The organism is Acidimicrobiales bacterium (genome assembly GCA_035316325.1).
GTDB lineage: Bacteria > Actinomycetota > Acidimicrobiia > Acidimicrobiales > VFJN01 > DASXTK01.
Window position 1 is genome coordinate 1 of record DATHJB010000026.1, and the last position, 12,175, is coordinate 12,175.

Below are 12,175 nucleotides of genomic sequence, written 5' to 3' on the forward strand. Positions count from 1 at the left end.
GCGGCGCTCTTGGAGCCGTCATGAGACCAGGCCCTGCGAACGTCGAAGGCGTCGGTCAGCCGGGCCTTGGCCGCGGCCAGTAGCGCCTCGACTCGGTGCAGGCCCACCAACGCGTCGCCGAGCTCGTCGTCGGTGAGAGTGTGCGTGTCGACACCGACGAGTGCTTTCGCGTTCTCGTGAAGCTCGTCGACCACATCCACGCATCTCAGTCTAACCGATGGGAACACACGTTCGCGTACCTCGTGGAAGACCTCGCGGCATGAGTGGTACGACGATCTCCTGCCTGGCCACGCGCCCCGGCTGCCCGCCGGACGTCGACCTCCGCTTCTCTGCCGCCTGCCTTGCCGCGTACTTATTGGAATGTATAGATTCTCTTTTCGAGGCGACGGACGTCACAGGACGGGGGGAGCTCGATGGCAGCTGATCCAAGGCTCGGAGGTGGGGTTGTCGCCGGAGGGCGCGTCTCCCGGCGGACGTTGCTGGCCTGGTCGTCGGCGGGCGTCGTCGGTGTCCTCGGTGGTGGGCTGCTCGCGGCGTGCGGCGGTGATGACGAGGCGGAGAACCCGATCGCCCCCGACGACGAGGGTTCTTCATCAGGGGGCGGCTCCACGGCCCGGGTCGTGGAGCTCCTCTCGACACCGGGGCCGACCTTCACCAACGGTCCGGGCGCGGTCGCGGAGGAGCTGGGGTTCTACCGCGACGAGGGGATCGAGCTGTCGATCGAGTACCCCGGCAACTCGATCCGCGCCCTGCAGACCCTGGTGGGCGGCACGGGGACCATCGCGTCGGCGGACTCGTTCGCGCTCCTGGTGGCGGTGGCCGAGGAGCTCGACTTCAGGTCGGTCTACCTCGGCGCCCGGGGGTATGCCTTCGGCTTCGCCGTCAACGGCAGCAGCCCCATCGAGGAGTGGTCGGAGGAGACCGTTCGAGGGGCCCGGATCGGCATCACCGACTTCGCCGGCGGCGAGGTGCCCGTGCTCCGGGGTGCGCTGGCCCGCATGGGCCTCGCCGAGGGCGAGGACGGCCTCGAGCTCGTCGCGATCGGAGCCGGCGGTCCCGAGACGGCGGACGCCATCGAATCGGGTGACGTCGACATCGTCGCGGCATCGATCTTCGACTTCGAGATCTTCCGGGCGGCCGGCGTGGACCTCCGGGTGATCACCCCGGGCTACATCCAGAGCTTCCCCGGCCACGGCTATGCGACGACCCCCGATCTGCTCGAGGGCAACCGAGATGCCCTGGTCCGGCTGTTGCGCGCCAAGGCCAAGGCGACGGTGTTCCTGCGGGCCAACCCCCGAGCCGCCGCGGAGATGGCGATCGCCGCCGCGCCGGCGTCCGCGGAGGGCCTCGACGTCGAGCTCGTCGCCGGGTTCCTCGAAGGCGCCTATGCCGCCGGCAACGCGTTCGCCTTCGAGGAGGGCAACGCCGACTTCCACAGCCTGGGGGTGCAGGACCCCGAGGCGTTCGACGACTTCCAGAAGTTCCTCATCGAGACCGGCAGCGCCGACGACGACGGCACGACCCTGTCGGCCGAGGTGGACGTCGAGTCGATCATCGACAACTCGCTCGTCGAGGAGATCAACGACTTCGACTACGCCGAGATCGAGGCACTGGCGGAGCGCTCGTGACGGGGGAGGTGCGAGGGCGTCGTCTCGCCCAGCTCCTGCTGCTGGTGACGCTCCTCGGGCTCTGGCAGCTCGCCGCGGCGCTCGACGTCGCCAGCGACCGCCTCCTGACGGGCCCCCACGAGGTGGGCAACGCGCTCCTCCTGCTGCTGGGCCGCGGGTACTTCTACGAGAACCTCTGGGCCACGCTCCGGGTGATCGGCCTCGGCATGGGCATCGCCCTGGCCGGCGGCGTCGGCCTGGCCCTGGCCATCGGCATGGTGCCCCTCGTGCGCGACGGCGTCTACCCGTTCGTGGTGGCGCTCAACATCCTGCCCAAGGTCGCGCTGGTGCCGCTCATCACCATCAGCATGGGCTACAGCTACAACTCCCGCATCGTCGTCGTGGTCCTGGCGGCGTTCTTCCCGATGTTCATCAACACCCTGGTCGCGCTGCGGGAGGCCCAGGAACCGCGCGACCGCCTGATGAGATCGCTCGGTGCGACGCGGCGGCAGCGCCTCCGGATGCACGTCCTCCCCGAAGGGGCACCGGTGATCTTCGCCGGGATCAAGCTCAGCCTGACCGTCGCGTTCATATCGGCGATCCTGGCCGAGTTCCTCATCCAACGGGACGGGCTGGCCTACCTGATCACGGCGTTCCGGATCGCGATGAACACCGAGATGATGTACGCGGTCACGGTCGCCGTCGCCGGCCTCGGGATGGTCATGTACCTCGCGGTCGACCGCCTCGAACGGTGGATCGTCCACTGGGAGCCGTCCGATCGACCGACGGAGGTCGGCGCGCATGGCTGACCCCCGCAGCGCCGCGGCCGGTGCGGCCGACGAAGGCGCCGTCGTCCTGGTGGGCCGGGAGCTCGGCAAGACGTTCACCGACCGATCCGGCAGCGAGCTCGTGGCCCTCTCGGCCGTCGATTTCGAGGTCCGGCGGGGCGAGCTCGTCACGTTGGTCGGACCGAGCGGCTGCGGCAAGTCGACGCTGCTCAACCTCGTCGGCGGCCTCCTCGACCGCTCCGGCGGCACCCTGGCCTTCGAGGGCTCGGAGATCGACCGGCCCCGTCCGGAGATCGGGATGATGTTCCAGGCGCCGGTCCTCTTCCCCTGGCGGACGGCTCTCGACAACACCCTCCTGCCGATCGACATCCGCCGGCAGAAGCGGGCGTTGCACAAGGCGCGGGCACTCGACCTGCTCGAGCTGGTCGGGCTGAGCTCCTTCGCCGACAACTACCCGAACGAGCTGTCCGGCGGCATGCAGCAGCGTGTCGCCCTGGCCCGCCTCCTGCTGCAGGACCCCGAGCTCCTGCTGCTGGACGAACCGTTCGGCGCGCTCGACGAGTTCACCCGTGAGGACATGAACCTCATGCTCCTGGACATCTGGGCGTCAACCCGGAAGACCGCGATGCTGGTCACCCACAACATCCAGGAGGCCATCTTCCTGGCGGACCGGGTGTTCGTGATGAGCCCCCGGCCCGGCCGCCTCGTCGAGATCATCAGCGTCGACCTTCCCCGACCCCGGACGATCGCGATGATGCGGGCCCCGGAGTTCCAGGACATGGTCTTCGAGGTCAGGAAGATCCTGGGGGCGCTGTGATCCGTCGGCGTGCCCCACTGGTCATCACCGCCGCGCTGTTCGCCGGCACCTACCTCCTGTGGCACCAGCTCACGGCGTCCGGGACCGTGCACGAGGTCGTCCTCCCCACCCCGGGCTCCGTGGGCGAGAGCATCACGGAGGTCGTGCAGCGGGACACCTTCGCCGAGCACCTGCGGGTGACCGCGACCGAGGTGCTGACGGGCTTCGCGCTGGGATCGATCTCGGCGATCCTCCTCGCTCTCGTCTGTGAGCGCTCTCGCTCGGTGCGGCGCCTCATCACCCCCTACGTGGTGGCGCTCCAGGCGCTTCCCAAGGTCGTCCTCCTCCCGCTGCTGTACGTCTGGTTCGGCGTCGGCTACCGGGCGACGACGGTCATGGTCGTCCTCGTCGTGTTCTTCCCCGTCTACCTGAACACCCTGACCGGGCTCTCCATCGCCGATCCCGACGGCACCCGCCTGCTGAGGTCGCTGGGAGCGACGCCACGCCAGCGCTTCCGCTACCACCAGGTGCCGTCCGCCCTGCCCCTCATCTTCACGGGGCTCAAGACCGCCGTGTACTTCGCCGTCGCGGCCGCGCTCGCCGCCGAGCTCCTCGGAGCGCGCTACGGGCTCGGCTTCCTCATCGCCAACGCCGGCAACTTCCTGCGGATCCCCGACCTCTACGCGACGGTCCTGATCGCCGGGGTGTTCAGCGGGCTCGTCTACCTCACGTTCGAGGTGCTCGACCGAAAGCTCATCTACTGGCGGCCGCGCGACGACCGTCGGTAGCTCACAAGGGGGAACCATGATCAGGTCACGAAGAAGAAGGGGACTGCTGGCGTTCGTCTTCGGCAGCGTCGTGCTCACGTCCGCAGCCGCGCCGGGCGGGGGTGTCGCCGTCGCTGCGGCGCAGACCCCGCAGATCTCCTTCCCCCAGGACGAGGGCCCGCACGGAGCGAACACCGAGTGGTGGTACTTCACGGGGCACCTCAAGGGCATCGACATCCACGGTCGCCCGCACTCGTACGGGTTCGAGTTCACGATGTTCCACCAGGACGTCGCCTTCCCGGACCTCGGTGTGTACGCCGGCCACATGGCGGTCACGGACCTCACCCGAGGCACGTTCATGTTCGAGGAGAAGATCACGGTGCAGCCCGACCCGGTCCTGCCCGACGGGGGGATCGACATCAGCGTCGACGACTGGAACATGAAGGGCCGCAACGGGACGAACCGGGTGACCGGCGCCTTCACCGACGCCAGCTACAGCCTGAACCTCAACCTCAACACGTCGCTGCCCGCCGCCCTGCACGGCGACGGCGGCGTCATCCCCTACGGTCCGCTCGGCGAGTCCTTCTACTACTCGCGCCCCAACCTGAAGGCCTCGGGAGTCGTGATGGACCACGGTGTGCCCGTCCTGGTCACCGGCACCTCGTGGTTCGACCACCAGTGGGGCGACTTCCTGCCGAACCCCGCCGGCTGGGACTGGTTCAGCGTGCAGCTCACCAACGGCACCCAGTACATGATCTACCTGATCAAGGACGGTGACGGTCAGATCGTCGAGAAGGTGGGCACCCTGGTGCGATCCAACGGGTCCACGCAGGCACTCGACCCGAGCTCGTTGACCGAGACCGTGCTCGGCACCTGGACGAGCCCGGCCAGCGGCGTCACCTACAGCAGCGGATGGCGGCTGACCGTGCCCGGAGGCCACCTGACGATCCAGCCCAAGCTCAAGGACCAGGAGCTACGGGTGGACGTCTCCCCGGCCGGCACCTATTGGGAAGGCGCCAGCACGGTCACCGGCAACGTCAACGGCCGGCCGGTGAGCGGGCAGGCCTACGTCGAGCTCACCCCACCGGGCGTGTTCGGAGGCTGATCGGCTGCGTGCCCGGCTTCCTTCGGGGAGCCGGGCACGACACCCATGACCGACGACGAGGAGCCCATGGCCGACCGCATCTCCTACCCCGCCCAGCTGGCTGCCCTCGCGGCGGCGAGCCCCGACCGCGTCGCGGTCACGTGCGGGGACGAGCAGGTGTCGCGCCGTCGGCTCGATGCCGCGTCCAACCGTCTCGCCCACGACCTCCGAGCCCGGGGCGTAGGCCCGGGCGACATGGTGACCATCGGGCTGCCGAACTCGGTCGCCTGGTTCGTGGCGGTGGCGGCGACGTGGAAGCTCGGCGCGGTCCCCCAGCCGGTCTCCGCCCAGCTGCCGGCGCGGGAGCTGGAGGCGATCGTCGACCTGGCCGACTCCCGGGTGGTCCTGGGCGCGGAGCCGGGGACGTTCGGCGGGCGGGCCTGCCTCCCGGTGGGCTACGCGCCCGACCCGTCCGTCGGCGACACCGCCCTGCCCGACGCCGTCTCGCCGGCCTGGAAGGCCCCCACCTCGGGTGGCTCCACCGGCCGCCCGAAGGTCATCGTCTCCGGGGACCCGGCCACGCTCGACCCGGATGCGCCGTCCCTCGTCGGCTTCCGCCCCGACGGTTGCCTGGTGATGCCTGGCCCGCTCTACCACAACGGTCCGCTCGTATGGGCGTGCGACGCGCTGCTCTCCGGAGCCCACGTGGTGGTCCTGCCGCGCTTCGACGCCGAGGCGACGCTCGCGGCCATCGAGGAGCACCGCGCCGACGTCGTCTACCTCGTGCCCACGATGATGAAGCGGATCTGGCGGCTGCCCACCGACGTGCGCCTGGGCTACGACCTCTCGTCGCTGCAGGTCGCGTGGCACCTCGCCGAACCGTGCCCGCCGTGGCTCAAGGAAGCCTGGATCGACTGGCTGGGGCCGGAGCGCATCTGGGAGCTCTACGCCGGCGCCGAAGGGCAGGCCGGCACGGTCATCACCGGGAACGAGTGGCTGGAGCACCGGGGGTCGGTGGGCCGGCCCGCCGAGGGCACGGTGCAGGTCACCGACGCCGACGGCCACGAGCTGCCCGCCGGAGAGGAGGGCGAGGTGTGGCTCCGATCCGTCGGACGGGCCACGCCCACCTACCACTACCTCGGCGCAGAGGCCCGCGCCCGGGACGGCGGCTGGGAGTCGCTGGGCGACGTCGGGTGGGTCGACGCCGACGGCTACCTCTACCTGGGGGATCGCCTCACCGACATGATCCTGTCGGGCGGCGTCAACGTCTACCCCGCCGAGGTCGAGTCCGCCCTGCAGGAGCACCCCGGTGTCCGCTCGTGCGCGGTCGTCGGCCTGCCCGACGACGACTTCGGCAACGCCGTGCACGCCATCGTCGAGCCCGAGGGCGATGGCGACGACCTCGACATCCCGGAGCTGCTCGCCTTCCTCGGCGAGCGACTCGTCCGCTACAAGGTTCCCCGTTCCGTGGAGCTCGTCCACGAACCCCTCCGCAACGACGCCGGCAAGGTCCGCCGCACCGCCCTGCGTGCCGAGCGGCTCCCGCGCTGACTAGCGGCTCGCTAGCAGGCGGCTAGCAGCGGAGGGTCACCATGCGCATCGACGAGATGGGCCACCCGCCGGGGGCCTGTCCTGATGAGCTTGGAGACGTCCTCATGATCAAACGCATGGTGACCATGGCCGGGATCGGCATGGTCCTGTCGATGGCCTTCGCCACGTCGGCGAGCGCCCACACCATCGGTCTCTACCACGGGGCCGATTCCGGGGCCGTGGTGCGCCACAACGAGGTCGCGGTGTTGGACAACGAGTGCGACGGCAACACCGTGTTCGTCCAGTACGACGTGTCGACCATCGGTGGCACGGTTCGCTACAGCCTGTACGACAGCAACGGCTGCAACAACTCGGGAAGCACCCGCAACCACTATCCGCAGCAGGTCACGGTGGCCCGGATATGTGAGACGAACGTCGGCTGCTCCCCCTGGAAGTACACCTGACCCCTGAGGTCGAACACCGTCGAGTCCCCGCCGCCGCCGGGGACTCGACGGTCAGGGTCGCCGCCACCCAACACGGGTGAGGACACGCCAAGATGAGAGGGTTCTCATCTCTGGCTCATCCGATCGCAGTGTGGACCCGGCAGAGTGCTGGGGTGGTCTCCCGGGCACAGGCAGTGACGTTGGCCGTCGCCGCGGCGGTCGGCGCCCTCGTGGCGACGCTGCTGCTCCAAGGCGACGACGGGCCGGAGCCCCCGGCACCGATCGTCGTGGAGGGCACCGGGACCACCGGCACCACCACCACGACCGGTAACTCCGGCACCCCCGGGGCCACCACCACGACGACGACTGCGCCGGCGATCGTGCCGCCACCGACGGTCGGACCGACCCAGCCGCCCCCCGGTGACGACGACGATGACGACGGTGGCAGCGACGACGACGGCGACGACGACGACGATGGCTGAGCGGGTCGGCTTCCGCCCGTCGGTCCGGCTGCGCATCCTCGGGGGGATGATCGGGCTGACGGCGCTGGCGGTCGTCGGCAGCCTCCTCCTCTCCCGGCGGTTGCTCCTCCAGCAGCTCGACGCCCAGGTCAACGACCACCTGGAGCAGGAGGTCGTCGAGATGCGCAGCCTCGCCACAGGCCGCGACCCGGCGACCGGCGCACCCTTCGGCGCCGACGTGCAGGCCATGTTCGAGACCTTCCTCAACCGCAACGTGCCCGGCGACGGCGAGGCCTACTACACGTTCGTCGACGGCCAGTTCTTCCGGGCGTCCACGGCCCCGGTCCGGCTCGGAGAGGCATCCCATGCCGGCGACCGCTGGGCGGCCCTCACCGACTCCGCCCAGGGGGAGCTGGACAGCGACGCCGGCGAGGTGCGCTGGCTGGCCCTGCCCCTGCAGGACGCAGAAGGCGAGACGCTCGGCGTGTTCGTGGTGGCGAACTTCCTGCGCGGGGAGCGGGAGGAGATCACCGGGGTCATCGCCACCAGCTCGGCCGTCGCGGCCACGATCCTGGCCGTCGCCGTGGTCATCGGCTGGGTGGTGGCCGGGCGCATCCTCCGCCCCATCCGCGAGGTGACCCTCACCGCCCGGGCCATCAGCGACACCGATCTCGCCCGGCGCATCGACGTGGAGGGCGACGACGAGATCGCCGAGCTGGCCTCCACGTTCAACGCCATGCTCGACCGGCTGGAGGAGTCGTTCGCCACCCAGCAGGCCTTCGTCGACGACGCCGGGCACGAGCTGCGCACGCCGATCACGATCGTCCGGGGCCACCTCGAGCTGCTGGGCGACGACCCCGAGGAGCGCCGCGAGACCGTGGCGCTGGTGACCGACGAGCTCGACCGGATGAGCCGCATCGTCGACGACCTGCTCCTCCTCGCCAAGCTGCAGCAGCCCGGGCTGTTGCGCACCGAGGCGGTGGCGGTCGAGCCGTTCACCACCGAGCTGTTCGCCAAGGCGAAGACGTTCGGCGAGCGCCACTGGGCCCTGGAGCAGACCGCGGCGATCACCGTGGTGGCCGACCGGCAGCGCCTCACGCAGGCGGTGCTGAACCTGGCCCGCAACGCGGTCGAGCACGCCGGCCCGGATGCCGCCATCACCCTCGGGTCGGCGGCGTCGAACGGCGAGGTGCGGTTCTGGGTGGCCGACACCGGCCCGGGCGTCCCCGTCGTCGACCGCTCGGTGATCTTCGAGCGGTTCGCCCGCGGCGGCGACCGCCGGCGCCGCTCGGAGGGCGCCGGCCTGGGCCTCTCCATCGTGCGGGCCGTCGCCGAGGCGCACGCCGGGAGCATCGAGCTGGAGAGCCGGCCCGGCCACGGCGCCCGCTTCACGCTCACGATCCCCACCGACCCACCCGGAGCAGGGCCATGACCCGCATCCTCATCGCCGAGGACGAACCGCGCATCGCCAGCTTCCTCGAGAAGGGCCTGCGGGCCAACGGCTTCAGCACCACGATCGTCGCCGACGGCCAGGCCGCCGCAGCGCTCGCCCGCGACCAGGACTTCGACCTGGTCATCCTCGACCTGGGCCTGCCCCGCCTCCACGGGCTCGACGTGCTGCGGGAGGTGCGCGAGCGCGGCGAACGCCTCCCGGTGGTGATCCTGACGGCCCGCGACGAGGTCGACGTCACCGTCGCCGGGTTCGCCGGCGGCGCCGACGACTACGTCACCAAGCCGTTCCGCTTCGAGGAGCTGATGGCCCGCATCCGGGTGCGCCTCCGCACCGACGGCCAGCAGGAGACGACGCTGCTGCGCTGCGGTGCGGTCACCCTCGACCTGCGCACCCGGCGGGCGACGGTCGGCGACCGCAGCGTGGAGCTGACGGCCCGGGAGTTCGCCCTGGCCGAGACGTTCCTGCGCCATCCCGACCAGGTGCTCTCCCGCCAGCAGCTGCTCTCCCACGTGTGGGGCTACGACTTCGACCCCGAGTCGAACATCGTCGACGTGTACGTGCGCTACCTGCGTCGCAAGCTGGGCTCCGGGGTGATCGAGACCATGCGGGGGATGGGCTACCGGGTGGTGTCGAGCACTCCTTAGATGAGAGACATCTCATGGGGGGCTCACGCCGGTCTCACCCGCGGGCCCGAGAGTCGGGGCATGCCTGCTCCGAACCGTTTGAACTGGAAGCTCGTCCCCGCCGGCCTGCTTGCGGCCGGTGTGGCCATGTCGGTCGCCGTCGGCGGCTGCGACGGCGACGACCAGCCCCGCCCGACCGAGCCCGTCGGCGTGAGCGACAACAGCCCGGCCACCACGGCCGCGCCGACCACCGCCCCGCCGCCCCCTCCGCCGCCGACGACGGTGGCTCCCGCTCCGCCGTCTCCGCCACCGCCCCCACCCCCGAGCTCGAACCAGTCCGGCAACTCGTCGAGCAACCAGTCGTCCAACCAGTCCTCGAACACGTCGAGCAACCAGTCGAGCAACTCGAGCAGCAACCAGTCGTCGAACTCCAGCTCGAACTCGTCGTCCAACAGCAGCTCGAACGGCAGCTCCAACTCGTCGAGCAACTCGTCGTCGAACGGCAGCTCGAACTCGAGCTCGAACTCCTCGTCGAACTCGAGCACGTGATGCGGGGGCGTCGCCGGTCGGTGCCGGTGATCGAGTTCACCTGCAGCCCCGAGGACGAGGGCGTCATCGCGCCGCCCGTTCCCGCCCGCAGTGCGCTCCCGGCGTGGTTCCGCCGTCTGCCCGGCACCGATGCCGACCGGGTCGGCGCCACCAACAACGGCCTCACCGCCAAGCGCTGCATGCCCTTCCTCGACGCCATGGCCACCGGCTGGATCGTCCCGCTCGCGGCGACGGTCCGGCTGGAGGTCGCGGACGGGGGCAAGTCCGTCACCTCGGGCTGGGAGTTCGACCGCGAGATGGTCAGCAACCACGCCCCCTTCCAGGTGGTCGGCAACCCGTACGAGCCCCGGCCGCCGATGAAGTTCCACAACTACTGGACCATCCGGACCCCGCCGGGCTGGAGCTGCCTTTTCGTTCCGCCGGTCAACCGGCCCGACGAGGTCGTCCACGTGTTCGGCGGCGTGGTCGACACGGACACCTACCGCTCGCCGGTCAACCTCCCGTTCGTCGTGACCGCGGACGACGGCATGTACACCCTGAAGCAGGGCACGCCGCTGGTGCAGGTGGTCCCGTTCCGCCGCCAGGACGCCGCCATCGAGGGGACGGTCCGCGCCGAGACCGACGACGAGGCCCGGCTGCGGCGCAAGATCCAGCGCAGCACCAACGCCGTCGACGGCTGGTACCGGCGTGTAGCCCGCGCCGCACGCTGAGGCGTCGTCCCCTAGACTGGGCGACGGAGCAAACACTGGGGGAAACACCATGAGAAACCGCCTTTTTCTGGGGGCGGCGGGTCTGGTTGTCGCGGTCGGGTTGACCGCGTGCGCCACGGGGCCGGCCGTGTCCGTCACGCCGAACACAGGCCTGGTCGACGGCCAGGTCGTCACCGTCACCGGTAGCGGCTACGCACCGAACTCGTCCGTCGGCATGGTTCAGTGCGTCGCCGGGGCCGATTCGATCGACGACTGCGACGGTCGCACCGCGACCAGCCACAGCGCCGACGCGAACGGCGGCTACGTGAAGCCGCTGACCGTCTACAAGGTGATCCGCCACAACATCGACGAGACGACCGACTGCTCGGTGCCGGGCAACTGCATCGTCGCCGGCGTCTACATCCACGGCTTCCAGGGCTTGGCCACCGCGCCGATCACCTTCGCGCCGTAACCGACCCGCCACCGCCGTCGGCGCTAGCGGCGCCGGCGGCGGAACAGGCGGCGGAGCAGCAGGATCCCCGTCAGGCCGCCGAGCACCAACGCCAACCGCTTGGCGACCGGGGCGCCGGCGGTGCCGAGGAGGTCGACGGGCTCGGCGGGCGGCGAGTCGACGTGGCGCACGCCGTCGCCGGGCATCGCCGCAGGCGCCGACGGTGTGGCCCCGGCTGATGCCGACGTCGGCGCGGAGTCGTTGGTGCCGTCGGCCGTGGCGTCCGGGCCCTCCGGCGAGAGCATCTCGGCCTCGAGGCTGGTGGCGAACTGGCCCAGCAGCTTCGACGACACGTCGGCCAGCACGCCCCGGCCGAACTGCGCCACCTTGCCGGTGACGACCAGGTCGGTGAGCACGGAGACCTCGGTGCCGTCGCCGTCGGGGACCAGCTGTGCCGTGATGGTGGCCGCAGCCTGACCCTGGCCCCGGGTCTCGCGGCCCTCGGCGCGGAGCACGGCCCGGTGCGCGGCGTCGTCGCGGTCGACGAAGTGCGCCGCGCCCTTGTACTGCGCCGTGATCGGCCCGACCTTCACCTTGACCACGCCGCGGTACTCGTCGCCCTCGATCTCGGTCAGCTGGGCGCCGGGCATGCAGGGGGCGATGCGCTCGAGGTCGGTGAGGAGCGTCCACGCCTCGTCGACCGGGACGGCGACCCGGAATGTGTTGGTCAGCTCCATGTCAGCTCCTCGTGTGGGGCGAGGTCGGCCCCGAGAGTAACGGACATCTCGCTCGTAGAAATCTGGCTCAACTGACTGATCCGTGGGTCAGTTGAGCGGCTATCCGCGGGCGCACCCCGTTTGCTTCCTACGTTCCGGGCTGTCTGAAGGTCCGAATCGGGAGGCAGAACGGGGTGCGCATCCGGAGCGTATGGCAG

General features: G+C 70.5%; 15 protein-coding genes. 12 read left to right on the plus strand and 3 right to left on the minus strand.

The window, feature by feature from the left end:
• On the minus strand, positions 1-200 hold a 200-nt coding region (locus VK611_03760), incomplete at its 3' end, for a hypothetical protein (protein HMG40413.1).
• A 213-nt stretch (positions 201-413) separates the two neighbouring features.
• Here VK611_03760 and VK611_03765 point away from each other — a divergent pair.
• The 10 genes from VK611_03765 to VK611_03810 all read left to right on the plus strand — a co-directional run bounded on the left by VK611_03765 (position 414) and on the right by VK611_03810 (position 9,573).
• The gene (locus VK611_03765; GenBank protein HMG40414.1) at positions 414-1,628 is read left to right on the plus strand and encodes an ABC transporter substrate-binding protein; all 1,215 of its coding nucleotides are present in this window, start codon (positions 414-416) and stop codon (positions 1,626-1,628) included.
• Positions 1,625-2,416, plus strand: coding sequence for an ABC transporter permease (locus VK611_03770; GenBank protein HMG40415.1), 792 nt, complete (start codon positions 1,625-1,627; stop codon positions 2,414-2,416). The genes VK611_03765 and VK611_03770 overlap by 4 nt, the downstream gene beginning before the upstream one ends.
• Positions 2,409-3,212: an ABC transporter ATP-binding protein gene (locus tag VK611_03775; GenBank protein ID HMG40416.1), complete on the plus strand. Its 804-nt coding sequence runs from the start codon at positions 2,409-2,411 to the stop codon at positions 3,210-3,212. Before VK611_03770 ends, VK611_03775 begins: the two co-directional genes overlap by 8 nt.
• Positions 3,209-3,979, plus strand: a complete 771-nt coding sequence (locus VK611_03780) for an ABC transporter permease (GenBank protein HMG40417.1) — start codon at positions 3,209-3,211, stop codon at positions 3,977-3,979. The genes VK611_03775 and VK611_03780 overlap by 4 nt, the downstream gene beginning before the upstream one ends.
• A 16-nt stretch (positions 3,980-3,995) precedes the next feature.
• Positions 3,996-5,063, plus strand: coding sequence for a lipocalin family protein (locus VK611_03785; protein ID HMG40418.1), 1,068 nt, complete (start codon positions 3,996-3,998; stop codon positions 5,061-5,063).
• A gap of 45 nt (positions 5,064-5,108) precedes the next feature.
• On the plus strand, positions 5,109-6,593 hold the full coding sequence (locus VK611_03790) for an AMP-binding protein (GenBank protein ID HMG40419.1): 1,485 nt from the start codon (positions 5,109-5,111) through the stop codon (positions 6,591-6,593).
• A 41-nt stretch (positions 6,594-6,634) separates the two neighbouring features.
• Positions 6,635-7,036: a hypothetical protein gene (locus tag VK611_03795; protein ID HMG40420.1), complete on the plus strand. Its 402-nt coding sequence runs from the start codon at positions 6,635-6,637 to the stop codon at positions 7,034-7,036.
• A 152-nt stretch (positions 7,037-7,188) separates the two neighbouring features.
• Positions 7,189-7,497: a hypothetical protein gene (locus tag VK611_03800; GenBank protein ID HMG40421.1), complete on the plus strand. Its 309-nt coding sequence runs from the start codon at positions 7,189-7,191 to the stop codon at positions 7,495-7,497.
• A complete protein-coding gene (locus VK611_03805; GenBank protein HMG40422.1) occupies positions 7,490-8,908 on the plus strand; it encodes a HAMP domain-containing sensor histidine kinase in 1,419 nt (472 codons plus the stop codon). Before VK611_03800 ends, VK611_03805 begins: the two co-directional genes overlap by 8 nt.
• Positions 8,905-9,573, plus strand: coding sequence for a response regulator transcription factor (locus tag VK611_03810; protein ID HMG40423.1), 669 nt, complete (start codon positions 8,905-8,907; stop codon positions 9,571-9,573). The genes VK611_03805 and VK611_03810 overlap by 4 nt, the downstream gene beginning before the upstream one ends.
• A 23-nt stretch (positions 9,574-9,596) precedes the next feature.
• On the opposite strand, the gene VK611_03815 is transcribed toward VK611_03810, so the two are convergent.
• Complete coding sequence (locus VK611_03815; protein HMG40424.1) at positions 9,597-10,097, minus strand: hypothetical protein; 501 nt, start codon at positions 10,095-10,097, stop codon at positions 9,597-9,599.
• Positions 10,098-10,100: 3 nt separating this feature from the next.
• Between VK611_03815 and VK611_03820 the strand changes: the two genes are divergently transcribed.
• Together VK611_03820 and VK611_03825 are read left to right on the plus strand one after the other, a co-directional pair.
• On the plus strand, positions 10,101-10,811 hold the full coding sequence (locus tag VK611_03820) for a DUF6065 family protein (GenBank protein HMG40425.1): 711 nt from the start codon (positions 10,101-10,103) through the stop codon (positions 10,809-10,811).
• Positions 10,812-10,938: 127 nt separating this feature from the next.
• The gene (locus VK611_03825; GenBank protein HMG40426.1) at positions 10,939-11,262 is read left to right on the plus strand and encodes a neocarzinostatin apoprotein domain-containing protein; all 324 of its coding nucleotides are present in this window, start codon (positions 10,939-10,941) and stop codon (positions 11,260-11,262) included.
• Positions 11,263-11,285: 23 nt separating this feature from the next.
• Here the strand turns inward: VK611_03825 and VK611_03830 are convergent, their stop codons facing one another.
• Positions 11,286-11,978 (minus strand): SRPBCC family protein, encoded by a 693-nt coding sequence (locus VK611_03830; GenBank protein ID HMG40427.1) that lies wholly within the window; start codon positions 11,976-11,978, stop codon positions 11,286-11,288.
• Positions 11,979-12,175 lie beyond the last annotated feature (197 nt).